This window comes from Bradyrhizobium yuanmingense (genome assembly GCF_025200905.1).
GTDB lineage: Bacteria > Pseudomonadota > Alphaproteobacteria > Rhizobiales > Xanthobacteraceae > Bradyrhizobium > Bradyrhizobium yuanmingense.
In genome coordinates this window covers 4,640,274-4,665,495 of record NZ_CP104173.1, presented here as the reverse complement: position 1 = coordinate 4,665,495, position 25,222 = coordinate 4,640,274, and the positions used below count along the sequence as shown (strand labels likewise).

Sequence of the window (25,222 nt, the reverse complement as noted above, 5' to 3'; positions counted from 1 at the left end):
GGCGCGACGAAGTCGCGAGCCCGGAATCCATCGGGCAGCGGCGACGGTGGATGAATGGATTCCGGGCTCGCGCCAAGTGGCGCGCCCCGGAATGACGGTGCGAGGATAGACCATGGCCATCAACCACCTTGCCCCCGAAAAGAGCGAGCAATTCGCCGACAACATCGTCGGCTTCGCCCGCGCGCTGCGTGCGGCCGGCCTGCCGGTCGGGCCGGGCGCTGTCATCGATGCCATGAGCGCGCTGCAAGTGATCGACATCGGCAGCCGATCCGACGTCTTCACCACGCTGGAGGCGATCTTCGTCAAGCGCCATGAGCATGCGCTGATCTTCAAGCAGGCTTTCAACCTGTTCTTCCGCGCCTCGGAAGAATGGAAGCACATGCTGGATTCGGTGCCGCTGCCGGACGAGGCCAAGAAGAAGCCCCAGGCCGGCGCCCGCCGCGTCCAGGAGGCGATGGCGCAGCCTCGCATGACCGAGACGCCGCAGCACCAGGAGCAGGATCTGCGCCTGTCGGTCTCCGACAAGGAGATCCTGCAGAAGAAGGATTTTGCGCAGATGAGCGCGGCGGAGATCGCCGAGGCGCTCCGTGCCATCGAGCGGATGAGGTTGCCGCAGGCCGAGCTCTTGACGCGCCGGCGCCGGCCCGATGCGCGCGGCCTGCGCCTCGACCTCCGCCGCACGCTGCGCGCCTCCTTGCGCACCGGCGGTGACATCATCGACATTCATCGCCTCGGACGGATCGAGAAGCCGGCGCCGATCGTGGCACTGCTCGACATCTCGGGCTCGATGAGCGAATACACCCGCCTGTTCCTGCATTTCCTGCATGCCATCACGGATGCCCGCAAGCGCGTCTCGGTGTTCCTGTTCGGCACGCGCCTCACCAATGTCAGCCGCGCGCTGCGCCAGCGCGACCCGGACGAGGCGCTGGCGAGCTGCTCGGCCTCGGTCGAGGACTGGGCCGGCGGCACCCGTATCTCGGCCTCGCTGCACAACTTCAACAAATTGTGGGCGCGCCGGGTGCTGAGCCAGGGCGCCATCGTGCTCCTGATCTCCGACGGGCTGGAGCGGGAGGCCGATTCCAAGCTCGCCTTCGAGATGGACCGGCTGCACCGGTCCTGCCGGCGGCTGATCTGGCTGAACCCGCTGCTGCGGTTTGGCGGCTTCGAGGCCAAGGCGCAGGGCATCAAAATGATGCTCCCCCACGTTGACGAATTCCGCCCGGTACATAATTTGAGTTCGATCCAGGAGCTGATCACGACGCTCTCCCAGCCGCTGCCGCCGCATCACCGCAGCCTGATCCGCTCCGCAGCTTGAGAGGCCAGCCATGCTCGATCGCGACGAGGACATCCTGAAGGCGGCGGAGGACTGGCAGAAGGCCGGCCGTGGCGTTGCGCTCGCGACGGTTGTCGAAACCTGGGGCTCGGCGCCGCGCCCGGCGGGCTCCAGCCTCGTCATCAACGACGAAGGCACGTTCCTGGGGTCCGTCTCCGGCGGCTGCGTCGAGGGCGCAGTGGTTACGGAGGCCATGGATGTGATCCAGAGCGGCAAGCCGAAGATGCTGGAATTCGGCGTCGCCGACGAGACCGCCTGGAACGTGGGGCTGTCCTGCGGCGGCACCATCCGCGTCTTCGTCGAGAAGGTCGGCTAGCCGTGAAGCTCCAGATCCTGCACGAACTCAATGCCGAGCGCGCCGCGCGCCGGCCGGTCATTCTGGTGACGGACACCGAGAGCGGCGAGCAGCGGCTGGTGAAGGCGAAGGATTTCGCCGGGGATCCGCTGCGCTCCGAGCTGGAGAAGCAGCTTCGCATGGGCAAGAGCGCCAGCGTCGAGGCCGGCGGCAAGAAGCTGTTTCTCAACGTCTACGCCCCGACGGCAAAGCTCGTCATCATCGGCGCGGTCCATATCAGCCAGGCGCTCGCGCCGCTGGCGCGCTCGCTCGGCTATGACGTCACCGTGGTCGATCCGCGCACGGCCTTTGCAAGCCCCGAGCGCTTCCCCGACATTCCGCTGATCGCCGAATGGCCCGATACTGCGCTGCCGCCGCTCAATGTCGATGCCTACACCGCGTTCGTGGCGGTGACGCACGATCCCAAGATCGACGACCCCGCGCTGCTGCACGCCTTCGAGCGCAACTGCTTCTATATCGGCGCGCTCGGCTCGCGAAAGACGCATGCCAAGCGTGGCGACCGGTTGCGGGCGCAGGGCGCCAAGGAAAGCGACATCGCGCGCATCCACGCGCCCATCGGGCTAGCGATCGGCGCGGTCTCGCCGTCCGAGATCGCGGTGGCGATCATGGCCGAGATCACGGCCGTGCTTCGGCTGCCTCCCAAGGAAAAAGAAGAAGCGGCATGAAGTTCGGCCCGGCGAGCCCCAGGGATGCAATTGGCGGGGTGACCGTCCACACCCTGCGCCAGGGATCGCTGGTGCTGAAGAAGGGCACGACGATCGGACCTGCCGAGGTCGAGGCGCTGGAGCGCGCCGGCATCAAGGACATCGTCGTGGTGCGCATGGAGGCGGGCGACGTCTCCGAGGACGTTGCCGCCGCCAGCATCGCGCTCGCCATCGGCGGCGAGGGCATCCATGTCGAGCGCGCTTTCACCGGCCGTGCCAATCTGTTCGCCGCGCGAGCGGGCGTGCTGGTGATCGATCGCGCCGCGGTCGACCGCATCAACAACATCGACGAAGCCATCACCTTTGCCACGCTCGCCGCCTACAAGCCGGTGGTCGAGGGCGAGATGGTCGGAACCGTCAAGATCATCCCGTTCGGCGTCGAGGCGAGTTTGCGCGATGCCGCGGTGAAGGCGGCGGGCAAGGACGTGCTGAAGGTCGCGCCTTACGTGATCAAGCGCGTCGGCGTGGTCTCGACGCTGCTGCCGGGCCTGTCCACCAAGGTGATCGACAAGACCCTGCGCGTCACTGCCGAACGGCTGGCGCCAGCCGGCGCCAGCATCATCGCCGAGCGCCGGGTCCCGCACGAGGAGCAGGCGCTGTCGGCTGCGATCAAGGAATTGCTCGGCCTGGGCGCCGAGCTCGTGATCGTGTTCGGTGCATCCGCGATCGCTGACCGCCGCGACGTGATTCCGGCGGCCGTCACCGGAATCGGCGGCGAGATCGAGCATTTCGGCATGCCGGTCGACCCCGGAAATCTCCTGCTGATCGCCCGCGCCGGCGAGGTGCCGGTGCTGGGCGCGCCGGGCTGCGCGCGCTCGCCGGTCGAGAACGGTTTTGACTGGGTCGTAATGCGGCTTCTCGCCGGCATCAAGGTGACCCGCTCCGAGCTGATGGGCATGGGCGTCGGCGGCCTCTTGATGGAGATCGTGACGCGGCCGCAGCCGCGCGCCAAGCCGGAGACCGAGGGCAACCGCCAGGTCGCGGCCATCGTGCTCGCGGCGGGACGCTCGACCCGGATGGGCGGGCCGAACAAGCTGCTCGCCGAGCTCGACGGCAAGAAGCTGGTGCGCCTCGCGACCGAGCAGGCGCTGGCCTCTAGGGCATCCGAGGTGATCGTCGTCACCGGCCATCAGGCCGAGCTCGTCGAGCAGGCGCTACAAGGCCTGAAGGTGACATTCGTCCGCAATCCGGACTTCGCCGGCGGCATCGCCAGTTCGGTGAAGGCCGGCATCGCCGCCGTTCCCGAGACCTGCGATGGCGCCGTCGTGTGTCTCGGCGACATGCCGCTGATCGACGCCGGCCTGATCGACAGGCTGATCGACAGTTTCGCGCCCGACCGCGGCAATCTCATCGTCGTTCCCGTCAGCGAGGGCCGCCGCGGCAACCCGGTGCTGTGGTCGCGCCGCTTCTTCAAGGAGTTGATGACGCTCGACGGCGACATCGGCGCGCGGCATCTGATCGCCAAGCACACCGAGGCGGTCGCCGAAGTGCCCGTCGACGGCGAGAGCGCCTTCCTCGACATCGACACGCCGCAGGCGCTGGAGGCGGCACGGCGGGGCTGAAGGTGCGTAGGGCGGATTAGCCGAAGGCGTAATCCGCCGCTGTGTTTCTCCGCGGAAACAAAAGAGGCGGATTACGCTTCGCTAATCCGCCCTACGGGACTACGGCATCCTCCAAGCCTGCCGATTTCAACCACCCGTTCACCATCTGGAAACGACCGCCGCTTAGACTCGCCTCCACCTGCCTTGGGGGGAGGGGTTTTCCATGGCTTCGAACATCGTCGCGCGCCGTTGCGCGATGTTTTTCCTTGCGCTGTCCGTCTTTGCATCCGGCGCGCGCCATACGACAGAAGCCGAGGCCGCCGGCGCCATCGCGGTCGGCAAATGCGGCGCTTATGGCCAGGCCTATGATTATGGCCACGAGCACGAGGCCCGCGCCGCCGCGCAGAAGCAGTGCAAGGGCGATTGCACCACCGTGACGATGAAGCGCGCCTGTGCCGCGATGTCGGTCGATATGACAAATCCCTGCGGCGCCTACGGCTATGCCGTCAAGCCGAACATTTCCGCCTCGCTCAACGCCGCCACGCGTGAATGCTACAAATACGGCGGCAAGGAATGCGTGATCCGCGCCTGGGCCTGTGACGCCAAGGGGTGATTTTCTCTTGCTGTCGTGATCGGGCGTTGCGTAGCATCGCCTCGGGAATGACAGCGGAAGGCATACATGCAGTTCGACACCAAGATCGCGGTCGTGATCCGTACCGATCTTCAGGCCTGGCAGAAGCTGAACGTAGCCTCCTTCCTCACCAGCGGCATCGCCGCGGCCTTTCCGGAATGCATCGGCGAAGCCTATGAGGACGCCTCGGGCACGAAGTATCATGCACTGATCGGCCAACCGATCCTGATCTATGGCGCCGACGGTCCGGCGCTGTCGCGCGCGCTGGACCGCGCGCTCGCCCGCAACGTCAAGGCGGCGGTCTATACCGAAGACATGTTCAAGACGACACATGATGGCGCCAACCGCGAGGCGGTGAGGGCGGTTGCGCGTAGCGACCTCAATCTCGTCGGCATTGCGATGCGCGCCGAGCGGAAGGTGATCGACAAGATCGTCGACGGTCTCAAGTTCCATAGCTGACAGATCGAGAGCACCGCGCGGCGTCATCGGGGTGTCATGATGGACCCGCCATTGCGCAAACATTGTGCTTTTTGACTCTCCTCAAGGGTGCGCCAGGCGGCGTCGCTATTCTGCTTCACAAAGCACAAGGAGCAGACCGATGCCGACCATGAAAGCCGCAATCGTCAAGCAATTCGGCAAGCCGCTGGTGATCGAGGACGTGCCGGTGCCGCAGCCCGGTCCGGGCGAGGTTCTGGTCAAGGTCAAGGCCTGCGGCGTCTGTCACACCGATCTGCACGCCGCCTCCGGCGACTGGCCGGTGAAGCCGGTGCCGCCCTTCATCCCCGGCCATGAAGCCGCCGGCATCGTCGCCGCGCTCGGGCCCGGCGTGAAGAATCTGAAAGTCGGCGATGCCGTCGGCGTCGCCTGGCTGCACGACGCCTGCATGTCGTGCGAATATTGCGAGACCGGCTGGGAGACGCTGTGCGAGCACCAGCACAACACCGGCTACAGCGTCAACGGCGGCTTTGCCGAATATGTCATCGCTTCGGCCGCGTTCGCCGCCAAGCTGCCGGCGACGATCGATTTCGCGGCCATCGCGCCGATCCTCTGCGCTGGGGTCACCACCTACAAGGGATTGAAGGAAACCGAGGCCAAGCCCGGCGAGTGGGTCGTGATCTCCGGAATCGGCGGGCTCGGCCATGTCGCGATCCAATACGCCAAGGCGATGGGGCTGAAGGTCGCCGCGGTTGATATCGCCGAGGACAAGTTGGAGCTGGCGCGTGAAACCGGTGCCGATCTCGCGGTCAACGCGCTGGCGGATGGTGCAGTGGAGAAGGTGCTGACGGCGAGTGGGGGAGGCGCGCATGGCGTGCTGGTGACGGCGGTGTCGACTGCTGCATTCGCTCAGGCGCTCAAGATGGTGCGTCGCAAGGGCACTGTCAGCCTCGTCGGCCTGCCGCCGGGCGAATTCCCGACACCGATCTTCGACGTCGTGCTCAAGCGCATCACCGTGCGCGGCTCCATCGTCGGCACGAGGCGTGACCTCGACGAAGCCATCGCGTTCGCCGCCGACGGCAAGGTCAAGGCCGAGGTGACCAAGGTGCCGCTCGCAGCGATCAACGACGTCTTCGACCGGATGAGGGCCGGCAAGATCGACGGTCGCATGGTGCTGGATTTTGGCTAAAGCGTTTTCGAGCGAAGTGGACACCGGTTCGCGTTAAGAAAACGCGTCAAAACAAGAATCTGGCGCTTTACCCTGGCGGCATGCCGTCGAACTTCACCAGGCCAGGGTCGAGAGGATCCCACTCATGGCCGCGCGCGGCGAAGGTCACCGCCTGCGGCCTGTAACGGGCGGGCTCGTCGAGGCTTGCCGCCCGGATCGTGAACACGTCAGGCTGCGCCGCGAAGGTCATGTAGACAGCTACGCCGCATTGTGTGCAGAAGCCGCGGGTCTTCACCTTGCCGTTGTCGGCGACCATGTCCCAGTGCCTGGCATCGCCCGTCAGCGTGACGCCGGCGCGCGCGAAGGTCGCGTACGAGCCATGGCCGCTGCCGCTTTCCCGCTGGCAGTCGCGGCATTGGCAGTGATTGCTGAAGAGGGGCTCCCCTTCAATCGAATAGCGGATCGCGCCGCAGGCGCAGCCGCCGGTATAGGGCTTCTCCATCGCAATATCTCCCACTCAACCTTCGCCGCTGATCTCGTCGAGCTTGCGAACGACCTTCTTCCAGCCGCCGCTCATCACCGTGTAGGCCGACTCGTTCCTGGGCAGGACGAAGCCCGCATGCACGAGGCGGATCCGCGTGCCGGCTTCGACCGGGGTGAGGGACCAGGTCACGACGGTGTCGAGCGGGGCGCCATAGCCGGTGTTGCGCTCGTCGCCGCCTTTCCAGGCGTAGACGAGGCGGCTGAAAGCCACGACCTCCAGAACCCGGCAATGGATCACGCCGTCCCAGTTGCCCCCCGGGGTGGTCTGGAAGGTGAAGGCCTTGCCTTCGACGGCTTCGAAGCCGGTCGGCTGCATCAGCCAGCGCCCGATCAGCTGTCCGCTGGTCAGCGCCTTCCAGATCGTCTGGGCTGTGTGAGGGAAGACCTCGTCGATGACGATGTCTCTTGTGTCGGCTTTCAACGCGGCAGCACTCACGGGTCGATCTCCTTCAAGAGGTCACGCAGGTTCCGGAAACGCTCGCGCCAGAAGACGCCGTAATGGTCCATCCAGGTGACCAGCGGCTCGAGTCCCTGCGGCGCGGCGCGGTAATAGACGTTGCGGCCCTCGGCGCGCTCGGCGACGAGGCCCGCTTGCTTCAACGATTTCAGGTGTTGCGAGACGGCTCCTTGCGTGACGCCGCTGCCGCGCGTCAGCTCGGCGACGCTGATCTCTTTGCTCTCGAACACACGCTCGAACACGGCGCGGCGGGTCGGATCGGCAAGGGCGCGCATCACGGTGGTGACGGGGTTTGGGGTGGCTTCGATCATGCCATCAAATTAGCGGATACTAATGCATTAGTCAACACTAATCCGTCTGGACAGTCGCCGCCCCCGCGCGCTCTTGACTATGACTGACCAGTCAGTCATATATATCGAATGACGAAGAAGCCGACCAAAGCCGCCTTACCCTCCGCCGCTCCCACCGGAGCGAACGACCCTGGGACTGCTGGCCCCGATGCAGCGCCTGCCTCGAACCGCGCCTCGCGTGCGGCGGAGCGGCGTGCGGCGATCGTGGAGGCGGCGATGGAGGAGTTCATCGCGCGCGGCTTTGCCGCCACCAGGCTCGACGACATCGCCAAGCGCGCCGGCGTCGCCAAGGGCACGATCTACCTGCACTTCAAGGACAAGGAATCGATGTTCGAGGAGCTGGTGCGCATCGTCATCGTTCCCGTGGTCGCACGGCTGACCACGCTGCCGCCGCCGGCAGGCTCGGTGCGCGACCTCATCGAGACGTTCGCCGGCAACTTCCTGAAGGAGGTGATCGGCACGAGACGGGGCGATCTGGTGCGTCTGATCGTGGCGGAGGGGCCGCGCTTTCCGTCCGTCGCCGACTTCTACTACCGCGAGGTGGTCTCGCGCGGGATCACTGCCATGCGCGCGCTGATCGAGCTCGGCATCGCCCGCGGCGAGATCCGGCAGAAGGACCTCGCGCGCTATCCACAGATCCTGGTCGCGCCCGCGATGATCGCCGTGATCTGGCAGAGCCTGTTTGCGCGGCATGCGCCGCTCGACGCGCAGGAGATGCTGCGCGTTCATCTCGATTTGATTTTTGGCGAACGGAGGACGACATGAGGTCGTCGCAAGTGATTTCTTTCTTGGCATTGGTCCTTGTGCTCGCAACCGGGCTTGCCGGGTGCAAGGAGAAGCGCGATCCCGGCTTCCAGGGCTGGGTCGAGGCCGACATGATCTTCGTCAGTCCGGACGAAGCCGGGCGCGTCACCAAGCTCAATGTCCGCGAAGGCGACGAGGTCAAGGTCGGCGATCACCTCTATTCCGTCGATGACGATCTCCAGCTTGCCGACCTCAACCAGCAGAAGGCGACGCTTGCGAATGCGCAGCAGACCTATGACCGTGCGGCCTCGCTGAACAAGACCGGTTCGGGCACGCAGGCCAATCTCGATTCCGCCGTGTCCGCCTTGCGCGTCGCGGAGGCGCGGGTGGCGACCTCGGAGACGCGGATGGCGCGGCGCAAGGGCTTTGCGCCAGTCGCCGGCACCATCCAGCAGATCTATTTCCGCGAAGGCGAGATGGTGGCGGCGCAGCGGCCGGTGCTCTCGATCATGCCGCCCGGCAACATGAAGCTGCGCTTCTTCGTGCCGGAGACCGAGCTGCCGAAGCTCGCGATTGGCGACACGGTGCGTGTCTCCTGTGACAATTGCGCCGCCGACCTCACCGCGAAGATCTACTTCATCGCGACCTCGGCCGAATACACGCCGCCCGTCATCTACAGCCTCGAAGAGCGCAACAAGCTGGTCTATCTGATCCAGGCGCGACCCTCGCGGCCCGATGCCTTGCGCGTCGGACAGCCGATCGACATCCACCTCAATCCCAAAACTCCTGAGACCAAGACACCGGTGGCGGACAAGCGATGAGCAACGGCAACGGCATCGCAATCGACGTCAAGGGCCTGACCAAGTCATTCGGCGGCCGCGAGGTCGTGCACGATCTGTCGATGCAGGTGAAGCGCGGCTCGATCTACGGCTTCCTCGGTCCCAACGGCTCGGGCAAGACCACCACCATCCGCATCCTCTGCGGCCTGCTGACGCCCGACAGCGGCGAGGGCACCTGCCTCGGCTACGACATCCGCCGCGATGCCGAGAAGATCAAGCGCCAGGTCGGCTACATGACCCAGCGCTTCAGCCTGTACCAGGACCTCTCGGTGCGCGAGAACCTCGAATTCGTGGCGCGGCTCTATGGCCTCGCTGACGCGCGCGGCGCCGCGCGCGACATGATCAAGCGGCTCGGGCTCTCGGGGCGGGAGGAGCAGCTCGCCGGCGAGCTCTCGGGCGGCTGGAAGCAGCGGCTGGCGCTCGGGGCCTGCACGCTGCCCAATCCACAATTGTTGCTGCTGGACGAGCCGACCGCCGGCGTCGATCCCAAGGCGCGGCGCGATTTCTGGAACGAGATCCATGCGCTGGCCGCCGAGGGCCTCACGGTGCTGGTCTCGACCCATTACATGGACGAGGCCGAGCGCTGCCACGAGATCGCCTACATCGCATACGGCTATCTGCTGGCGCACGGCACGGTGGAGGAGGTCATCGCGAAATCCGCGCTGACGACCTACACCGTCACGGGCGACGACCTGAACGAGCTTGGCGCGGCGCTCACGGGCAAGCCCGGCATCGACATGGTGGCGCCGTTCGGCACCTCGCTGCATGTTTCCGGCCGCGACGTCCCGGCGCTCGAAGCCAGCATCGCGCCCTGGCGCGAGAGAGGCGGCCTGCACTGGCAGAAGTCCAAGCCCTCGCTCGAAGACGTGTTCATCGAGCTGATGGGACGCTCCAAGGACAATTTCCAATGAGCGCGGTAGAACATCCCGAACCACGGCGCGAAATCCGCGAGCGTTTCGGTTTCCTGCGGCGCTCCTACGCGATGCTGGTCAAGGAGTTCATCCAGCTGAGGCGCGACCGCGTCTCGTTCGCGATGATCGTGATGCTGCCGGTGATGCAGCTGATGCTGTTCGGCTATGCCATCAACACCACGCCGCGTCATCTGCCGAGCGCGGTGCTGCTCCAGGAGGATTCCGATCTCGCCCGCTCGGTGCTGAAGGCGCTGGAGAACACCAAATATTTCCGCTTCCTCTACGAGGTTCACGACGTCGACGATTTCGACAACCTCCTGAAGTCCGGCAAGGTGCTGTTCGGGGTCGAGATCCCGCGCGGCTTCGAGCGGGCGGTGCGGCGCGGCGACAGGCCGGCGCTGCTGGTCGCGGCCGACGCCACCGATCCGGTCGCCGCAAGCGCTGCGCTCGGCTCGCTCGGCATGATCGTGCAGACCGCGCTCGCGCACGATCTCTATATCGGCGAGCCCCCGGAGATGCCGTTCGAGATCCGCGCCCACGCCCGCTACAATCCGGCCGCGAATTCCAGCCTCAATATCGTGCCAGGCCTCGTCGGCACCATCCTCACCATGACCATGCTGATCTTCACCGCGCTCTCGGTCACGCGCGAGGTCGAACGCGGCACCATGGAGAGCCTGTTGTCGATGCCGATCAAGCCGATCGAGGTGATGTTCGGCAAGATCGTGCCCTACGTGCTGGTCGGCTTCGTCCAGGCCTTCCTGATCATCAGCATCGGTGTCGGCCTGTTCGGCGTGCCCGTGCTCGGCAATCTCGTCCTGCTGGCGCTGCTGTCGACGCTGTTCATCACCACCAATCTGGCGGTCGGCTACACCATCTCGACGCTGGTTCAGAACCAGCTCCAGGCCATGCAGATGTCGATGATGTTCTTCCTGCCGAGCATTCTGCTCTCCGGCTTCATGTTCCCGTTCGCAGGCATGCCGGCCTGGGCGCAATATCTCGGCGAATGCCTGCCGCTGACCCATTATTTGCGGATCGTCCGCGCCATCATGCTGAAGGGCGCGACCATGGAGAATTTGCGCTTCGATACGCTGGCTCTGGCGGCCCTGATGCTGCTCGCCATGACCGTCGCGGTGACGCGCTTCCGCCGCACGCTGGATTGAGGCACAATACCCCGGAATCGAGGGGCGGGATGGCCAAGTTTGCGAGCAGGAAAGCGCGGCAGCATGCCGTCTTGTCGGAGGACTTCGAGCGCGAGCTGACGCGGGAGGTGCTGCGCACCGAGCTGTTGCGGGTCCGGGCGCTGATCGCGACCGGCTGCGTCATGACCCTGTTCCTCACCGCAATCTATCTGATCGACCCCGCCGTGGTGAACCGGGTCTGGCGCGGCACCGAAGGGTTCGCCGAAGTCTACGGCCTGCTCGTCGGGTTCATTTTGTTCGAGGTCTGGGTCCACACCCAGATCAGGAAGAACCTCCGCCTCGATCGCGACGTGCCGGTGGCCAGGCGCTATATCGGCACGCTGATCGAGACGTCGCTGCCAACCGTGATCCTCATCCTGCAGATCCGGACCATGGGCGCGACCCAGGCCCTCGGCTTTGCCGTGCCGCTGATGTATTTCATTTTCGTCATCCTCTCGACGCTGCGGCTCGATTTCTGGCTCTCGACCTTCACCGGCTTCGTCGCTGCTGCCGAGCTGTTCGTGGTCGCACTGGTCTACGATCCCTCGAGCAGCGTCGGCGAGCCCCAGCTCTATTTTCACGCGGTCCGCAGCGCCATCATCCTGATCTGCGGCGTGCTCGCCGGCGCCGTCGGCGCGCAATTGCGCCGGCAGTTCGCCGCGAGCATCGCGGCCGCCACCGCGCGTGACCGGGTCACCAATCTGTTCGGCCAGCATGTCTCGCCGCAGGTGGTGGAGCGGCTGATGACGGCGGGAACGGGCGCTAGCGGCGACGTCCGCCGCGTCGCGGTGATGTTCGTCGATTTCCGCGGCTTCACGGCCGGTGCGCAGTCGCGCAGTCCGCAGGAGGTGGTCGACCGGCTCGACGGCGCCTTCGCCGTCCTGGTCGACATTCTCGACCGCCAGGGCGGCATCGTGAACAAGTTTCTCGGTGACGGTTTCCTCGCGCTGTTCGGCGCGCCGCTGGAAGCATCCGACGCCGCGCACCGCGCGGTCGCCGCCGGCCGCGAGATGCTCCGGGCAATGGACCGCATCAACGCAGAGAGCAGCTGGCCGCTGCGGATCGGCATTGGCATCCATTTCGGCGAGGTCGTCGCCGGCAATATCGGCTCGCCCCGGCGCAAGGAATACACGGTCATCGGCGACACCGTGAACTTCGCTTCGCGACTCGAGGCGCTGAACAAGGATTTCGGCTCGCAGCTCTTGATCTCGGCGTCCGTGCGCGAGGCGCTGGGAGCCGACGGCAGCGATGCCGTCGCGCTCGGCGAGGTCGAAGTGCGCGGCTACGAGCAGAAAGTACCGGTGTTTCAGCTGGGATAATGTGCATCACACATCGGTGCGCGCAGTTCTCTTTCATCCAAGCGATTGCTCCGATTGCACTCAATTTTGGGGCATGACGAGCGATGTTTTCGGCTTGTAGAGTGCTGCGCGATGCGGCCGGTCGCGGCCGCGACTTGCATGAGGAAGTGACGATGCAGCGCCGCTACATCACCGTCGACGTGTTCACCGACCGCGCCTTCGGCGGCAACCAGCTCGCGGTGGTGCTCGATGCCGGCGGGCTGACGACGCAGCAGATGCAGGCGATCGCGACCGAGTTCAATTATTCCGAGACCACTTTCGTGCTGCCGCCGCGCGACAGGGCCAACGACGCCGAGGTGCGCATCTTCACGCCGGTGCAGGAGATCGCCTTTGCGGGCCATCCCAATGTCGGCACCGCCTTCGTGCTGGCCTCGATGGCGAAGGAGCCGAAGCTACGCCTGCTGTTCGAGGAGAAGGCCGGGTTGGTCCCGGTCGAGATCGTGCGAGAGCAGGGCAGGGTGATCAGAACCGAGCTCACCGCGCCGCAGCCGCTGCAGCGGCTCTCAACGCTGTCAACAGCGGAAGCCGCGAGCTGCATCTCGCTCGTTGCCGACGACATCAAGACCGACAATCACGAGCCGCAGATTGTCACCGTCGGAAACGCGTTTCTGGTGATGGAGCTGCATTCGCGCGAGGCGCTGAAGCGGGCCCGGCCCGATGCTGCGGCCTTTGGCAAGGTCTTGCCGCGCGATGGTGCCCGCGCGGTGTGGTTCTATACGCGCGATGTGCCGGCGGCGGAGGCGCCTTGCGAGCGACAGGCGCGCATGTTCATGCGCGGTGCCAGCGGCCTCGTCGAGGATCCCGCCACCGGCAGCGCCACGGTTGCCGCCGCCGCGCTGTTCGCCGATCTCGATCCCGCGAGCGACGGCGAGCTGAAGCTGACCGTCGGGCAGGGTTTTGACATGGGTCGTCCAAGCATCCTCTCGACCCGCGTACGCAAGCAGGACGGCAAGATTGTATCCGCTCACATCGGCGGCGCTTGCGTGCAGATGATGGAGGGGACGTTCCGGCTGGCGGGGGAGGGGTAACTTGTCATTCCGGGGCGCGCGTAGCGCGAACCCGGAATCCATCTAGCCGCAGTGTTGGTGGAGGAATGGATTCTCAGGTGCGCAATTGCGCACCCTAGCGCGCGCTGCGCGCGCCCGGGAATGACGGCTGTGGCTACACCTACCGCCCCGCCAAATTCTTCACCGCAACCCCATCGCGCTCCTCGATGATCTCCGCGATCATCTGGCGGTGGCAGTGGGTGTGGTCGCGCTCGTAGCAGAGCAGGCACACCGGGCCGGCCTTTTTCACCAGCGCAGAAAGCTCGTCCATCTCTTCCCTCGCCTGCGGCGTCTTCAGGTGCTTGGAGAAGATCATCTCCAGCACGTCGTATTGACCGCTGCGGGCGGCGAGGCGGCCTTCCTTCGGCGTGCCGAGCGCGGCGAGATGGACATAGCCGATGCCGCGCTCGTCGAGGCCCGCCGAAAGCTGCTTCTTGGAAAAGCCCGGCCGACGCGACGACGTCACCGCGCGCACGTCGACCACGAGCTTGACGCCGGCCTGTTCCAGCTCGTCCAGCACGGCCTTCGGCGGCGTCTGCTCATAGCCGATGGTGAAGAGCTTCTTCGCCTTTGCCATGGGACCCTCAACTCACCCGTGCGATCAGTTCCATGGCGCCGTGCGGTGCGCGTACCTTGCCCTCGTGGATGACGTAAGCGAACACGTCGCGCGGCTCCTTCTTCGGCTTGGCCTTGTCAACCTTCGGGAGATCGTCGGGTTCACCGCCCGAAGCCCAATCCTGGAAGCGCTGGGCCCAGGCATCGAGCTGCTTCGGCGGATAGCAGGTCTTGATCTCGTCATTGCCCTTCTGCAGCCGCGCATAGACGAAATCGCCGGCGACATCTGCGATGGCGGGATATTTGCCGTGCTCGGCGAAAACCACGGGCGTCTCGAACTCGCGGATCAGCGCCACGAAGTCCGGCGTGCAGAAGCTGTCATGGCGCACTTCCACGACATGGCGCAGCGCGCGCCCCTCGAGCTTGCGCGGCAACAGCTCCAGGAACTTGCCGAAATCGGCGCCATCGAACTTCTTCGTCGGCGCAAACTGCCACAGCACCGGCCCGAGATGATCGCCGAGTTCCAGCACGCCGGAATCGTAGAACCGCTTGATGGAATCACCGGCCTCGGCGAGCACGCGGCGGTTGGTCGCAAAGCGCGGTCCCTTCACCGAGAACACGAAACCGTCAGGCACCTCGCTCGCCCATTTGCGAAAGCTCTCCGGCTTCTGCGAGCCGTAATAGGTGCCGTTGATCTCGATCGAGGTCAGCTTCGAAGCGGCATAGGACAGCTCCTTCGCCTGCGCGAGCTTCTCCGGATAGAACACGCCGCGCCAGGGCTCGAAGGTCCAGCCGCCGATACCGATGAAGATGTTGCCGGAGTTTTTGGACGCAGTTTTTACTTTGGCCACGGGAGGATCTCGCATCGACGGGGAGGGATCTCATCCTAATCAAACCAGATGTGATTGGCCAGTTGGCCGGTCCGGTCTAAGCTCGCGACGGGCCCGCAAAGAAGGAGAACAAGATGCGGATGCTGCTGGTGGGGGGCGCGCTCGTCATGATGACATCTGCTGCCATGACAAGTTCTGCCGTGGCGGATGACGACGACACGAAGGGCGCGCAGAAGCTCGCTCAGCAGGGCCGCGACGACTATTGGCATTGCCTCGCGCGGGAATATTCGCGCGAGTCCAATCAGGGCCTGTCGGAGCAGGATTTCGGCCGCTCGGTTGCCGGAGCCTGTCCGTCGGAGCGGCAATATTACCGGGTCACGCTGCTCGATTATCTCACCACGCAATATCCTGATATCGATGCCGGCGCTCATCTCGCCACCGCGAACAGAGCGGTGGAGGCGGCGCAGAAGGACATCGTGATGGCCTTCGTCAAGCACCGGCCGCCCCAGAAGTAGGGGAGTGGCGAATCGCGAATAGGGCGACAAGGCATGCCATGCTCATTCGCCACTCGCCATTCGCGATTCGCCCTGGGCCTTCCAGTCGCGCGCTCATCCATGGTATCACTGAGCCCGTCTGGAGCAGGAACTTGCATGTCGTCTGAGTCGGTGGGTGGCATTCTGGGGGCGATCGTCGCGGCGGTCGTCCTTGCGGTTGCCGTCGTGTTCGGGCCGATCGGCCAGTACGGCAAGCCGCCCAAGCCGGCGAAGGCCGAGCCGGCGGCGGCGGCACCCGCAGCCCCGGTCGCGCCCGCGCCGCGCGGGCCGGTCATCCGGGAAGTGCCCAACCAATAGGGTTTGAAAATCGGATTTCCGCCCCCTTGCGGAACGCTTTTGCCATTCCCATCTAGCTTCTAACGGCGACGTTGAGCGTAAAGACCTCCGTCGCTGGAACGACCTTGGAATTGCTTAAGGCTTGCGCCGGATGTACGCGCGGCCCGCCGTTCCGGGGTCGTTGGCATTTTAGGCCCCTTTTCGGCCCTTCCCCAGACCCCCGGCTTGGCAGCGCAGGATGCGGCGGATATACGCTGCCGTCATGAACGAAGCGATCAGACCGGGCATCGACAACCAAGCCCACGAGGGGCCGGAACTGTCGGTTATCGTCCCAACTTTCAACGAGCGCGACAACGTCACCGTGCTGTACCGGCGCCTCGAGGCGACGCTCGCCAACGTCGTCTGGGAAGTCGTGTTCGTCGATGACAATTCGCCCGACGGCACCTGGGATGTCGTGCGCGAGTTGGCGCAGCGCGACAGCCGGGTGCGCTGCGTCCGCCGCATCGGCCGCCGCGGCCTGTCGGGCGCCTGCATCGAGGGCATCCTTGCCTCCAGCGCGCCCTATGTGGCCGTGATCGATGCCGACCTCCAGCACGACGAGACGCAGTTGCCCAAGATGCTGCTCTTGCTCGCGAGCGATCAGGCCGACCTCGTCGTCGGCAGCCGCTACATCGAGGGCTACAAGAGCGAAGGCTTCAACAGGCAGCGCGCCGGCGCCAGCGCGCTCGCGACCGAGGTCGCCAAGAAGATGCTGCGGGTCGAGATTGCCGACCCCATGAGCGGCTTCTTCATGATCCGCCGCGACCGCTTCGAGCAGCTCGCGCCAAAACTCTCCGTGCACGGCTTCAAGATCCTGCTCGACATCGTCGCGACCGCGCATGGCAGCTTGCGGGCGGTCGAGATTCCCTACACGTTCGGCGCCCGCCAGCACGGCGAGAGCAAGCTCGATTCCATGGTCGCGCTCGACTTCCTCGGCCTCGTCTTCGCCAAGCTGACCAACGACATCGTCTCGCTGCGCTTCATCCTGTTCGCGATGGTCGGCGGCATCGGCCTCGTCGTGCACCTGACCACGCTGTTCATCGCGCTTCGCCTGTTCAACGCGCCGTTCCCGGAGGCGCAGGCCGCGGGCGCCATCGTCGCCATGACCAGCAATTTCATCCTCAACAACTTTCTCACCTATCGCGACCAGCGGCTGAAGGGCTTTGCGCTGCTGCGCGGGCTGATCGCCTTCTACATCGTGTGCAGCGTCGGCCTGCTCGCCAATGTCGGCGTCGCCTTCTCGGTCTACGACCAGGAGCCGATCTGGTGGCTGGCCGGCCTGGCCGGCGCGTTGATGGGCGTGGTGTGGAACTACGCGATGTCCGGACTGTTCGTCTGGCGCAAGAAATAGCGCGTGATGGGCGGGGCCGACGCGCGGATCGTCCGCAACACCGCGCTGCTGATTGTCGCGCTGGTGGGATTGCGGCTCGTCGCAGCCGCCTTCACGCCGATCACGTTCGACGAAGCCTATTACTGGATGTGGTCGAAGAGCCTCGCCGGGGGCTATTACGACCACCCGCCCATGGTCGCCTATGTGATCCGCGCCGGCACCATGATCGCGGGCGATACCGAGCTCGGCGTCCGCCTCGTCTCGATCCTGCTCGCGCTGCCGATGAGCTATGCGGTCTATCGCTCCGCCGCAATTCTGTTCGGCGGGGTGCGTGTGGCCGCGACCAGCGCCATCCTGCTCAACGTGACGCTGCTGGCTTCCGTCGGCACGCTGATCGTCACGCCCGATGCGCCGCTGCTGGTCGCCTCCAGCTTCGTGCTGTTCTTTCTCGCCAAGGTGCTGGAGACCGGACGCGGCGCCTGGTGGCTCGCGGTCGGCGCCGCCGTCGGCGCGGCGCTATTGTCGAAATACACCGCGATGTTCTTTGGCGCCGCGATCCTGATCTGGCTCGCTTGCGTGCCGAAGCTGCGGCGCTGGTTCCTCTCGCCCTGGCCCTATCTCGGCGGCCTCGTCGCGCTGGCGCTGTTCTCGCCGGTGATCCTCTGGAATGCCGACCATCAATGGGTCTCGTTCGCAAAGCAGCTCGGCCGCGCCAGGATCGAGGACTTCCGCCCCGTCTTCATCGCCGAGCTGATCCCGACCCAGATCGCGTTCGCAACCCCGCTGGTCTTTATCCTCGGCGCCATGGGCCTGCATGCGCTGACCTGGCAGCGCGCCGGCGCGCTGGCCTCGCGCGTGCTGATCGAGACGATGTTCTGGACCATCGTCGCCTATTTCGTCTGGCATTCGCTGCATGCGCGCGTCGAGGCCAACTGGTTCGCGCCGGTGTATCCGCCGTTCGTCATTGCCGCGGCCGCCGCGGCCAATCTTGCGCAATGGAAGCCGCGTCAGCGGCGCCTCGTCGACGTTTGCCAGCGCTGGGCCGCGCCTGTGGGCATCGTCATGTTTGCCGCCTTGATCGTGCAGGCCAATACCGGCTGGTTGTCCGGATATCGCCGCGATGCCACCGTGCGCAGTGTCGGTGTCGGCTGGCGCGAGCTCGCGGCCGGAATCGAAGCGGTGCGCGCGCGCAGTGGCGCCACCTGCGTGCTGGCGCAGGATTACGGCACCACGAGCTGGCTCGCATTCTATCTGCCGCGCGGCACCTGCGTCGCGCAGCAAAATCAGCGCATCCGCTGGGTCAACATGGCCGAACCCGATCCCAAGCTGCTCGCCGGCAAGCTGCTCTATGTCGACGAGCTGCGCGCCGACGGTCATCCTGCCCTCAATGCTCTCTTTGCAAAGGTGACGCAGGTGGCGCAATTGCAGCGCAAGCGCGGGCCGCTCGTGATCGAGACCTACGGCATCGACCTGCTGGAAGTCGCCAAGGGCGAGGTGCTGGACCGCTCGCCGCCGCCGGAAGCGCGGTAGCGCCTTAATCAATCATCTCGGCCTTGTCAGCATCCTGCCCCGGCCCATCGCGATCGCGCCAGAACCAGACGGTCACGACGCCGGAACGGCCGCGGACCCGGGCGAGCAGGGGGCCGGACAGAACACCGTCGGGCGCGCCCTGGAAGTCGGCCGCATCCAGCAGCGTGTCGCTCAGCGCAAGGCGCGCATCGTTCTGGGCGGCAATCTCCATCAGCCGGCTTGCGACGTTGACGGTGTCGCCCGTCGCCGTGATGTGCTGATGGCTTTCGCCGAGTCGCGAGGCGACGATCGGGCCGCAATGCGCGCCGATCTTGTAGCCGAGCTGACCCGCGATCGCCGGCGGAAGCGAGGCGATCCAGCGTGCGAGGCCGCGATGCAGATCGACCGCGCATTTCAGCGCGCGCGCCGAATCGTCGGGCATGGCGCGCGGCAGCCCGAACAGGATCATGGCGCCGTCGCCGAGAAAGCCCGTGATCATGCCGCCGCAATCGATCGCGATCCGGTCGATCAGCGCATGAAACGCCTTCAGAATATCCGTGAGCTCGTCCGGATCGATCCGCTCACTCAAACCGGTGAAACCGGAGAGATCGACGAACACCACGGCTGCATCCTGCCGCACCGGCTTCGACAGGAAGTTCGGATCTCGCGAGAGCCAATCCCGCAGCGCCGGAGCCTGGAATTGCGCAAGCGACCTGCTCTTAGCGGCGAAATATTGCGTGCGGCGGCCTCCGGCCCACAGCTGCACGCCGGCAAAGACCGCAACCGGCGGCACGGCGGCGGCGAGCGTGGTCGCGGCGTTCAGCCAGACGCCGTGCGTGAACGCGAACAGGTTGAGCCCGGCCCAGGCAATCATCACCGCGGCCGCCGCCATGGTGCCGAGCGCGATGCGCCGCCAGGCGAGCAGGCCGACCAGCAGCACCGGCAGCAGGATCGCCGTGAGCGCGTCGGCAATGCGGACCCGGTGGTCACGCAGGATGGCGTCGCCGGCGACGAGATGCGTGATTGCGGTCGAGACCACCTCGACGCCGGGCATGAGGGAATCGAACGGCGTCGGATAGAAGTCGCCGCCGCCGGCGACGGAGGCGCCGATCACGACGATCCGGTTCTCGATGGCCGCGCGATCGAGCGTGCCATCGAAGATGCTCTGTGCGCTGACGGTACGGATGGTGCGGCGCGGGCCGTAATAGGTGATCGGCAATGCCAGATTGCTGTCGGTCGGCACCACGCGATCGCCGAGCATGAGATGGCCCGGCGCGACGGTCAGCGGCTCGTCGAGCGCGCGCGCCGCAACGCGCAACGGAAACGACAGCTCGACCTTGTCGCGGGTCCGGAACAGCATCGGCACCGAGAGCGGCGAGCCCGATTGCCCGGTCGCGACGTTGACGATGCCGACCTCGGCGTGATCGGCGAATGCGGGCAATGGCTGCAGGAAGCGCTCGGCCTCCGGCAGCACGGCCAGCGGACCTTCGCTGCTGGGTGACACGGTTTCGCTGGCCGAGGGGAAGATCGCGGCGGCGGCGAGCACCATGCGGCCGGTGGCCAATGTGTTGGCCAGCGTCGCATCGCCGATCGCGGCGCTGCGGTCGACCAGCAGCAGGTCGATCGCCACGACCTTCGGCTTAAACTGCACGATGGTATCGACCACGCGGGCAAGATCGGCGCGCGGCAGTGGATAGGTGCCGCCGCGCTTCACCACCGTGTCGTCGATCGCAACGATGGTGACGAAATCCGGCGGACGCCGCACGCCGCGCGCCTGCGTCCGCCAATCCGTCAACGTGGCTTCGAGGCGGTCCAGGAAGCGCAGATGGCCGTGGGCGTGCGTGGCATAGATGCCCGCGCCCCACAGCGCGGTGAGGACGAGTGCCACCAGGATCTGAACGCGTCGGCTGCGCATGCGGTCTTGCAATCGTATAATCCAAATCTCATGGGCCGGGCCTTGCCGGCCCCGGCTCATTGCCCGAGTCTGGCCATGAGCGCGTCGACGCGCGGCTGGCCCCAGGTCTTGACGGTCAACGGACCGGTTGGCTCGACATCGACGCCTTCGCCGGGGCCGAGCACGACGCCGCGTCCACGAGCCCTGCGGCTCACGCCGACCCGGCCGTCTGCGACGAACACGGAAGTCTTGGCGTCGGCGGCATCGACCGCCCATTTCGTGCCGCGCACTGCGGCGATCGCTTGCGGCGTCAGCACCTTGAAGGGATTGCCGCGCGGCTTCTTGGGCACCTCGATCAGCAGCGCTTTGCTGCTCAACTCCACGGAGTCTATATGTCCGTCGCGGTTGGCGTCCTTAAGTTCAAATCTGGCGCCGTTTTCCGCAACGATGGTGATGCCGTTGTCGCAGCGCCAGGTCTGCGTCCCGGCAGCCGACGGCGATGCCGTGCAGCCCGCATTCGCCGCAGGCTGCGCAGTCGCAGATCCGATCAACAGAAACGACCCCGCCAGGGCGAAAAACCCCGCGCGCGCAATCCCTCTCATGCCAGCCTCCGTTTGCGTGCTCGGCACAGCTCAGGGCAGGATGATACGGTACCGTATCACGCGCAGAGGCTGCTGAAAAGTGCCGAAGTGGGAGCTATTTTCTCGCACCCGCGATGTCCAGAACCGAGGCGATCAACTTTCAATCACGGCGCCGTGCCGCGGTGCCCGGCGCGTCATGAGCATGCACCGTTGTCGCGCGGCCGACGAGGCCCAATCCGACGCGTCGTCCACCAGCCTCGCGCAACGCTGGCGCGTTACGTTCGGGGGCAGTGGAGGGCCACGAAAATGACGTTCTCAAGTGCGTCATGGATGTGGCCGCAGACGTCCGCAGAGCCTGCTGAACCGGCCGAGAATTATAGTTAACAGACCCGACTAAGTCCGTAGTTCTGCGGGCGTTTTTCTCAAAACGGGACAGCGTTAACGAGTCGCCGCAGATCCGCCCGAACTTAATCCGCATTTAACTAAAAGTCGCCTTAATGACGCTCCGACCCTCTGCGAGATGCTGTTCCCGGATCGTGACCAGCGGCACTTCGAAGGGGGACAGAGTGACACCGTCCTGGACGCAAGGCGAATGAGTACGAGTATCGCTGCGCAGAGTAACGCGGCACGGAAGTCCAAGAATTTCTCGAAGACCAATTCGCGGAAATCTTCCCGGAAAATGACCACGACCAATTGGCTTGGCGCCGCGGCGATCGGCTGCGCCGTGATGGGCGCCGGCTGGACCATCCACAGCAACATCTTCGGCGCGAGCGTCTATCCCTCCGTCGGCAGCGTCGGCTACGACGAGCCGGTGATCAAGCGCGCGCCCAGGGTGGTGCTGCGCGAGGCCGGCGAGGCCATCAAGGAAACCTTCGCGCTGCTGCCCGACCGCCTCCAGGTCGCAGCTCCAATCTCGCGCGAGATGTTCAACGAGCGCTTTGCCGCGGCCGCAACGCAGGGCGTGCCATCGAATGCCACAAGCGCCGCACCCCCGGCGCAGGTCGTTGCGGTGGCCAAAGACGCCCCGAAGCAGGGCGTGATCGCGAAGGTCGCGGAAGCGCTGAAGCCGGCAGCCAAGGGCGCCGACAACGCCGCGGACAAGACCAAGCGCGCGCCGGCTGCCCAGCTGCAACTCGCCTCGGCCGACCCGGCCGAGATCGTGCCGGCGCCCGAAGCCAAGCAAAAATCCTTCGCCGACCGTGCCAAGGCCGCGGTGATGTCGATCACCGCTCCGCGCCAGGCGATGGTGGAAAAGCTGTGGGGCAAGCGCGAAGCGTCCGGCGGGCTGCTCGCCTACGCCTCGGCCGATGCCAGCATCACTGCGTCCATCGCCCCGAAGGAGCAGAACCCGATGTTCGGCGGCGCTCCGCCTTATGAGCGGGACACCGCGGTCTACGACATCACGGCCAAGATGGTGTATCTGCCTGACGGCACCAGGCTCGAGGCGCATTCCGGCCTTGGCGCCAACCGCGACGATCCGGACTCGCGCCGCCTGCGCATGCGCGGCGTGACGCCGCCGCACATCTATACGCTGAAACCGCGCGAGGCGCTGTTCCACGGCGTGCCGGCGCTGCGCCTCACCCCGATCGGCGGCGAGAGCGCGATCTACGGCCGCGACGGCCTGCTCGCCCACACCTTCATGCTCGGGCCGGGCGGCGATTCCAACGGCTGCGTGTCGTTCAAGGATTACTACGCGTTCCTCGACGCCTACCGCAACAAGGGCATCCGCAAGCTCGCGGTGCTGGCGCGGGTGGAGTGAGGCGAGCTCAGGCCGCAACGGTCTTGCGCAGCGCCATCTCGGTCGCGATCGCGCGCCGGACCGCGGGGCGGGCCTGCATGCGTTCGAGATAGGCCGCGAGCGGTGGCCATTGCGCGATGTCGATCCCTGCCGGACGGAGCAGAAGCAAGGTCCAGGTGAGATGGGCATCGGCCACGGTGAAGGCGTCGCCGACGAGGAATTCGCGGCCCGCCAGATGCGCTGCCGGCACCGACAATGTCTGCATGATCCTCGCGCGCGGCTTGGCCAGCGAGCCGTCGTCCTTGTACCAGAAGGTTGGAAACAGGAACGCCTTGTGGATCTCGGCGCCGACGAAGCTCAGCCATTCCTGCAGGCGATAACGATCGATGTCGCCGGGCCGCGGCGCAAGGCGTGCCTCCGGCTTCACATCGGCGATGTATTGCAGCACCGCTGCGCTTTCCGTCAGCCGCTCGCCGTTCTCCAGCACCAGGACCGGCACCGCGCCCTTCGGTGACACCTCACGGAAGTCGCGGCCGTCGTCCACGAGCCGCTTGGTCCAGATATGGGCGAGGTGATACTGCGCCTCGATTCCGGCCTCCAGCAACGCGATGTGGCTCGAGAGCGAGCAGGCCATCGGAAAGAAATAGAGCTGCAGCATCGGGAAGGTCTCCTCAGGTCAGCACGTCGCTCTGCGCGATGATCGCGAACCGGTCGGACAATTCGGCCAGAGCGACCTCGTGAACAATTCTCGCCGGCAGCGTGCCGCCGCGCCCATCGGGAAGATCGCGCGTGGCGCAGGCATCCGCCGCGATCGTCGTGCGCAGGCCGAGATCGAGCGCGGCGCGCGCGGTCGAAGACACGCACATATGCGTCATGAACCCCGCGAGCACGATGTTCTTGCGTCCGGTCGCGGCCAGCCGGGCCTGCAGGTCGGTGCCGGCGAAGGCATTCGGCAGCGCCTTCTCGATCACGGGCTCGGTCGCGAGTGGCGTCAGGCGTTCGACGATCGCGCCGCGCGCCGCCTCGCGGTCGAACAGGCCGCCGGCGCGGCCCTTGTGCGCGACGTGGAAGATCGCAGCTCCGCTCTCCCGTGCGCGCGCGAGCAGGCGCGCAGCCGCGGCGATCGCCGCTTGCGCCTCGGGCAGGGCGATGGGGCCGGCGCAATATTCGTTCTGGATGTCGATCAGAACGAGGCATGTCTCGTTGAGCTTGGGCGGATCGAGATCGGCGCCGGCGAGTTCGAGCAGCGTCTTTGGAGCGGTCATGCCGTCAGGCTTTCGTGAATTCGGATGCTTCGACACTAGCGCAGCAGCAGCCTGCCATTGTGCAGGACTATTGCAGCTGATGGCTGCGAATTTGCAGGTAGCGGCGGCGCCTGCTAGGCTCGCCCCGATGAATTGGGACGATCTGCGCATCATCGCCGCGGTCAGGGACGAGGGCACCTATGCCGGCGCCAGCGCGCGGCTGCGCATCGACGAGACCACCGTCGGCCGCAGGCTTGCGCGCATCCAGCGCGATCTCGGCGTGAAGCTGTTCGATGCGGTGGACGGCGTGCGGCGGCCGACGCGCCAGTGCGAGGCGGTGCTCGCGCATGTCGGTGCGATGGCCGCGCATGCGGCGGCGATCGACCGCATCAAGGAGGGCCAGGCCGGCCCGGTCGGGCGGCTGCGCATCGCCTCGACAAATGCGGTCGCCGAGGAGCTGCTGGCGCCGCATGCGAGCAGCTTCCTGCGCGATCATCCGGGGCTGACGCTGCAATTCCTCACCGCGAGCGGCAACGTCAAGTTCTCGCGCTGGCAGGCCGATCTCGCCATCCGCCTGCGCAAGCCGGAGAAGGGGGACTTCACCATCTCCAAGCTCGGCGACGTCAGGCTGTACTTCTTCGAGCCCGCGGACCGCGGCGGCCGCGAGCCCGTTGCGTGCGTCTATCCGGACGAGCTCGACGCGATCCCGGAAGCGCAGTTCTTACGTGCGAAGCGGCTGACCAACATGCGCTGCATCACCGACAATATCCGCATCATCCGCACCATGATCCAGTCGCATCTGGCCATCGGCGTGCTGCCCGAGCACAGCTGCGCACCCCTGCTCGCCGACCGCAGCCTGCGCGCCACCCTGCTGCCGAAGCGCCGCGACGTCTGGCTGCTCGTGCAGAACCACCTCAAGCGCGATCCGGCGACACGCGTGACGATCGCGTGGGTGAGGGCGTGCTTCCAGGACATCTCGCGCAATTGATGTCGCATATCGCCGCAATCATCGCGCCACGCGCGCACGCTGCGACGAAAAAACTTCAGCCGCCCCCTTGCAACCCGAACGTGCCTGGTCT

The 25,222-nt window shown here is 65.9% G+C and carries 28 protein-coding genes; 19 read left to right on the top strand and 9 right to left on the bottom strand.

Translation table 11 applies throughout. The features are described 5' to 3' along the window. Positions 1-112: 112 nt before the first annotated feature. From N2605_RS22040 to adhP, 7 genes are all read left to right on the top strand, one after another. On the top strand, positions 113-1,315 hold the full coding sequence (locus tag N2605_RS22040; RefSeq protein WP_036012843.1) for a vWA domain-containing protein: 1,203 nt from the start codon (positions 113-115) through the stop codon (positions 1,313-1,315). A gap of 10 nt (positions 1,316-1,325) precedes the next feature. After that, entirely contained in the window at positions 1,326-1,649 is a 324-nt protein-coding gene (locus N2605_RS22035) for an XdhC family protein (RefSeq protein ID WP_025037240.1), read from the top strand. 2 nt (positions 1,650-1,651) lie between these two features. Next, positions 1,652-2,353, top strand: a complete 702-nt coding sequence (locus N2605_RS22030) for an XdhC family protein (protein ID WP_036012841.1) — start codon at positions 1,652-1,654, stop codon at positions 2,351-2,353. Next, entirely contained in the window at positions 2,350-3,954 is a 1,605-nt protein-coding gene (locus tag N2605_RS22025; protein WP_036027785.1) for an NTP transferase domain-containing protein, read from the top strand. The genes N2605_RS22030 and N2605_RS22025 overlap by 4 nt, the downstream gene beginning before the upstream one ends. A 202-nt stretch (positions 3,955-4,156) precedes the next feature. Beyond that, complete coding sequence (locus tag N2605_RS22020; protein WP_036012830.1) at positions 4,157-4,546, top strand: DUF4189 domain-containing protein; 390 nt, start codon at positions 4,157-4,159, stop codon at positions 4,544-4,546. Between the two features lie 66 nt (positions 4,547-4,612). Next, positions 4,613-5,023, top strand: coding sequence for a DUF2000 family protein (locus N2605_RS22015; protein ID WP_036012829.1), 411 nt, complete (start codon positions 4,613-4,615; stop codon positions 5,021-5,023). A gap of 139 nt (positions 5,024-5,162) precedes the next feature. Beyond that, positions 5,163-6,188: an alcohol dehydrogenase AdhP gene (gene adhP, locus N2605_RS22010; RefSeq protein WP_036027781.1), complete on the top strand. Its 1,026-nt coding sequence runs from the start codon at positions 5,163-5,165 to the stop codon at positions 6,186-6,188. Positions 6,189-6,255: 67 nt separating this feature from the next. Here the strand turns inward: adhP and N2605_RS22005 are convergent, their stop codons facing one another. The 3 genes from N2605_RS22005 to N2605_RS21995 are packed head-to-tail and all read right to left on the bottom strand — an operon-like array spanning position 6,256 to position 7,478. Next, positions 6,256-6,669 carry a GFA family protein gene (locus N2605_RS22005; protein ID WP_036012827.1) on the bottom strand — a complete coding sequence of 138 codons (414 nt, stop codon included), beginning with the start codon at positions 6,667-6,669 and terminating at the stop codon, positions 6,256-6,258. Positions 6,670-6,684: 15 nt separating this feature from the next. Then, positions 6,685-7,146: an SRPBCC family protein gene (locus N2605_RS22000; RefSeq protein ID WP_036027779.1), complete on the bottom strand. Its 462-nt coding sequence runs from the start codon at positions 7,144-7,146 to the stop codon at positions 6,685-6,687. Beyond that, complete coding sequence (locus N2605_RS21995; protein ID WP_036012825.1) at positions 7,143-7,478, bottom strand: ArsR/SmtB family transcription factor; 336 nt, start codon at positions 7,476-7,478, stop codon at positions 7,143-7,145. Before N2605_RS21995 ends, N2605_RS22000 begins: the two co-directional genes overlap by 4 nt. A gap of 108 nt (positions 7,479-7,586) precedes the next feature. Here N2605_RS21995 and N2605_RS21990 point away from each other — a divergent pair, with 108 nt between their 5' ends. The 6 genes from N2605_RS21990 (at position 7,587) to N2605_RS21965 (ending at position 13,575) form a co-directional block, all read left to right on the top strand. Next, positions 7,587-8,282, top strand: coding sequence for a TetR/AcrR family transcriptional regulator (locus N2605_RS21990; protein ID WP_085969158.1), 696 nt, complete (start codon positions 7,587-7,589; stop codon positions 8,280-8,282). Further along, positions 8,279-9,082, top strand: a complete 804-nt coding sequence (locus N2605_RS21985; protein WP_036027776.1) for an HlyD family secretion protein — start codon at positions 8,279-8,281, stop codon at positions 9,080-9,082. The genes N2605_RS21990 and N2605_RS21985 overlap by 4 nt, the downstream gene beginning before the upstream one ends. After that, positions 9,079-10,011 (top strand): ABC transporter ATP-binding protein, encoded by a 933-nt coding sequence (locus N2605_RS21980; RefSeq protein WP_036027774.1) that lies wholly within the window; start codon positions 9,079-9,081, stop codon positions 10,009-10,011. Before N2605_RS21985 ends, N2605_RS21980 begins: the two co-directional genes overlap by 4 nt. After that, on the top strand, positions 10,008-11,171 hold the full coding sequence (locus N2605_RS21975; protein WP_036027772.1) for an ABC transporter permease: 1,164 nt from the start codon (positions 10,008-10,010) through the stop codon (positions 11,169-11,171). Before N2605_RS21980 ends, N2605_RS21975 begins: the two co-directional genes overlap by 4 nt. A 29-nt stretch (positions 11,172-11,200) precedes the next feature. After that, on the top strand, positions 11,201-12,508 hold the full coding sequence (locus N2605_RS21970; RefSeq protein WP_036027770.1) for an adenylate/guanylate cyclase domain-containing protein: 1,308 nt from the start codon (positions 11,201-11,203) through the stop codon (positions 12,506-12,508). Positions 12,509-12,660: 152 nt separating this feature from the next. Further along, on the top strand, positions 12,661-13,575 hold the full coding sequence (locus tag N2605_RS21965) for a PhzF family phenazine biosynthesis protein (RefSeq protein WP_036027795.1): 915 nt from the start codon (positions 12,661-12,663) through the stop codon (positions 13,573-13,575). A gap of 139 nt (positions 13,576-13,714) precedes the next feature. On the opposite strand, the gene N2605_RS21960 is transcribed toward N2605_RS21965, so the two are convergent. After that, complete coding sequence (locus N2605_RS21960; RefSeq protein WP_036027769.1) at positions 13,715-14,170, bottom strand: DUF488 domain-containing protein; 456 nt, start codon at positions 14,168-14,170, stop codon at positions 13,715-13,717. A 7-nt stretch (positions 14,171-14,177) separates the two neighbouring features. Continuing rightward, positions 14,178-15,014: a DUF72 domain-containing protein gene (locus N2605_RS21955; RefSeq protein WP_085972302.1), complete on the bottom strand. Its 837-nt coding sequence runs from the start codon at positions 15,012-15,014 to the stop codon at positions 14,178-14,180. A gap of 98 nt (positions 15,015-15,112) precedes the next feature. Between N2605_RS21955 and N2605_RS21950 the strand changes: the two genes are divergently transcribed. The 4 genes from N2605_RS21950 to N2605_RS21935 all read left to right on the top strand — a co-directional run bounded on the left by N2605_RS21950 (position 15,113) and on the right by N2605_RS21935 (position 18,707). Then, positions 15,113-15,493, top strand: a complete 381-nt coding sequence (locus tag N2605_RS21950; RefSeq protein WP_036012816.1) for a hypothetical protein — start codon at positions 15,113-15,115, stop codon at positions 15,491-15,493. 135 nt (positions 15,494-15,628) lie between these two features. Then, on the top strand, positions 15,629-15,829 hold the full coding sequence (locus tag N2605_RS21945) for a hypothetical protein (protein WP_036027765.1): 201 nt from the start codon (positions 15,629-15,631) through the stop codon (positions 15,827-15,829). Positions 15,830-16,070: 241 nt separating this feature from the next. Continuing rightward, complete coding sequence (locus N2605_RS21940; protein ID WP_036027763.1) at positions 16,071-17,198, top strand: glycosyltransferase family 2 protein; 1,128 nt, start codon at positions 16,071-16,073, stop codon at positions 17,196-17,198. Between the two features lie 6 nt (positions 17,199-17,204). Beyond that, positions 17,205-18,707: a glycosyltransferase family 39 protein gene (locus N2605_RS21935; RefSeq protein ID WP_036027762.1), complete on the top strand. Its 1,503-nt coding sequence runs from the start codon at positions 17,205-17,207 to the stop codon at positions 18,705-18,707. A gap of 4 nt (positions 18,708-18,711) precedes the next feature. On the opposite strand, the gene N2605_RS21930 is transcribed toward N2605_RS21935, so the two are convergent. Together N2605_RS21930 and N2605_RS21925 are read right to left on the bottom strand one after the other, a co-directional pair. After that, the gene (locus N2605_RS21930) at positions 18,712-20,601 is read right to left on the bottom strand and encodes a CHASE2 domain-containing protein (RefSeq protein ID WP_225124783.1); all 1,890 of its coding nucleotides are present in this window, start codon (positions 20,599-20,601) and stop codon (positions 18,712-18,714) included. Positions 20,602-20,657: 56 nt separating this feature from the next. Beyond that, on the bottom strand, positions 20,658-21,182 hold the full coding sequence (locus tag N2605_RS21925; protein WP_036012807.1) for a FecR domain-containing protein: 525 nt from the start codon (positions 21,180-21,182) through the stop codon (positions 20,658-20,660). Positions 21,183-21,840: 658 nt separating this feature from the next. Between N2605_RS21925 and N2605_RS21920 the strand changes: the two genes are divergently transcribed. Beyond that, positions 21,841-22,920 (top strand): tlde1 domain-containing protein, encoded by a 1,080-nt coding sequence (locus tag N2605_RS21920; RefSeq protein WP_225139793.1) that lies wholly within the window; start codon positions 21,841-21,843, stop codon positions 22,918-22,920. Positions 22,921-22,927: 7 nt separating this feature from the next. Here the strand turns inward: N2605_RS21920 and N2605_RS21915 are convergent, their stop codons facing one another. Next, positions 22,928-23,557, bottom strand: coding sequence for a glutathione binding-like protein (locus N2605_RS21915; protein WP_225114395.1), 630 nt, complete (start codon positions 23,555-23,557; stop codon positions 22,928-22,930). 13 nt (positions 23,558-23,570) lie between these two features. Further along, a complete protein-coding gene (locus N2605_RS21910) occupies positions 23,571-24,164 on the bottom strand; it encodes a cysteine hydrolase family protein (protein ID WP_036012801.1) in 594 nt (197 codons plus the stop codon). A gap of 127 nt (positions 24,165-24,291) precedes the next feature. Here N2605_RS21910 and N2605_RS21905 point away from each other — a divergent pair, with 127 nt between their 5' ends. Further along, entirely contained in the window at positions 24,292-25,131 is an 840-nt protein-coding gene (locus N2605_RS21905) for a LysR family transcriptional regulator (protein ID WP_260347469.1), read from the top strand. Positions 25,132-25,222 lie beyond the last annotated feature (91 nt).

Excerpts from the sequence above, each read along its gene's own strand:
- N2605_RS22040 (WP_036012843.1), top strand. The coding sequence starts at position 113 with ATGGCCATCAACCACCTTGCCCCCGAAAAGAGCGAGCAATTCGCCGAC.
- N2605_RS22035 (WP_025037240.1), top strand. The coding sequence starts at position 1,326 with ATGCTCGATCGCGACGAGGACATCCTGAAGGCGGCGGAGGACTGGCAG.
- N2605_RS22025 (WP_036027785.1), top strand. The coding sequence starts at position 2,350 with ATGAAGTTCGGCCCGGCGAGCCCCAGGGATGCAATTGGCGGGGTGACC.
- N2605_RS22020 (WP_036012830.1), top strand. The coding sequence starts at position 4,157 with ATGGCTTCGAACATCGTCGCGCGCCGTTGCGCGATGTTTTTCCTTGCG.
- N2605_RS22015 (WP_036012829.1), top strand. The coding sequence starts at position 4,613 with ATGCAGTTCGACACCAAGATCGCGGTCGTGATCCGTACCGATCTTCAG.
- adhP (WP_036027781.1), top strand. The coding sequence starts at position 5,163 with ATGCCGACCATGAAAGCCGCAATCGTCAAGCAATTCGGCAAGCCGCTG.
- N2605_RS22005 (WP_036012827.1), bottom strand. The coding sequence starts at position 6,669 with ATGGAGAAGCCCTATACCGGCGGCTGCGCCTGCGGCGCGATCCGCTAT.
- N2605_RS21995 (WP_036012825.1), bottom strand. The coding sequence starts at position 7,478 with ATGATCGAAGCCACCCCAAACCCCGTCACCACCGTGATGCGCGCCCTT.
- N2605_RS21990 (WP_085969158.1), top strand. The coding sequence starts at position 7,587 with ATGACGAAGAAGCCGACCAAAGCCGCCTTACCCTCCGCCGCTCCCACC.
- N2605_RS21985 (WP_036027776.1), top strand. The coding sequence starts at position 8,279 with ATGAGGTCGTCGCAAGTGATTTCTTTCTTGGCATTGGTCCTTGTGCTC.
- N2605_RS21980 (WP_036027774.1), top strand. The coding sequence starts at position 9,079 with ATGAGCAACGGCAACGGCATCGCAATCGACGTCAAGGGCCTGACCAAG.
- N2605_RS21975 (WP_036027772.1), top strand. The coding sequence starts at position 10,008 with ATGAGCGCGGTAGAACATCCCGAACCACGGCGCGAAATCCGCGAGCGT.
- N2605_RS21970 (WP_036027770.1), top strand. The coding sequence starts at position 11,201 with ATGGCCAAGTTTGCGAGCAGGAAAGCGCGGCAGCATGCCGTCTTGTCG.
- N2605_RS21965 (WP_036027795.1), top strand. The coding sequence starts at position 12,661 with ATGCAGCGCCGCTACATCACCGTCGACGTGTTCACCGACCGCGCCTTC.
- N2605_RS21960 (WP_036027769.1), bottom strand. The coding sequence starts at position 14,170 with ATGGCAAAGGCGAAGAAGCTCTTCACCATCGGCTATGAGCAGACGCCG.
- N2605_RS21955 (WP_085972302.1), bottom strand. The coding sequence starts at position 15,014 with ATGCGAGATCCTCCCGTGGCCAAAGTAAAAACTGCGTCCAAAAACTCC.
- N2605_RS21950 (WP_036012816.1), top strand. The coding sequence starts at position 15,113 with ATGCGGATGCTGCTGGTGGGGGGCGCGCTCGTCATGATGACATCTGCT.
- N2605_RS21945 (WP_036027765.1), top strand. The coding sequence starts at position 15,629 with ATGTCGTCTGAGTCGGTGGGTGGCATTCTGGGGGCGATCGTCGCGGCG.
- N2605_RS21940 (WP_036027763.1), top strand. The coding sequence starts at position 16,071 with ATGAACGAAGCGATCAGACCGGGCATCGACAACCAAGCCCACGAGGGG.
- N2605_RS21935 (WP_036027762.1), top strand. The coding sequence starts at position 17,205 with ATGGGCGGGGCCGACGCGCGGATCGTCCGCAACACCGCGCTGCTGATT.
- N2605_RS21930 (WP_225124783.1), bottom strand. The coding sequence starts at position 20,601 with ATGCGCAGCCGACGCGTTCAGATCCTGGTGGCACTCGTCCTCACCGCG.
- N2605_RS21925 (WP_036012807.1), bottom strand. The coding sequence starts at position 21,182 with ATGAGAGGGATTGCGCGCGCGGGGTTTTTCGCCCTGGCGGGGTCGTTT.
- N2605_RS21920 (WP_225139793.1), top strand. The coding sequence starts at position 21,841 with ATGACCACGACCAATTGGCTTGGCGCCGCGGCGATCGGCTGCGCCGTG.
- N2605_RS21915 (WP_225114395.1), bottom strand. The coding sequence starts at position 23,557 with ATGCTGCAGCTCTATTTCTTTCCGATGGCCTGCTCGCTCTCGAGCCAC.
- N2605_RS21910 (WP_036012801.1), bottom strand. The coding sequence starts at position 24,164 with ATGACCGCTCCAAAGACGCTGCTCGAACTCGCCGGCGCCGATCTCGAT.
- N2605_RS21905 (WP_260347469.1), top strand. The coding sequence starts at position 24,292 with ATGAATTGGGACGATCTGCGCATCATCGCCGCGGTCAGGGACGAGGGC.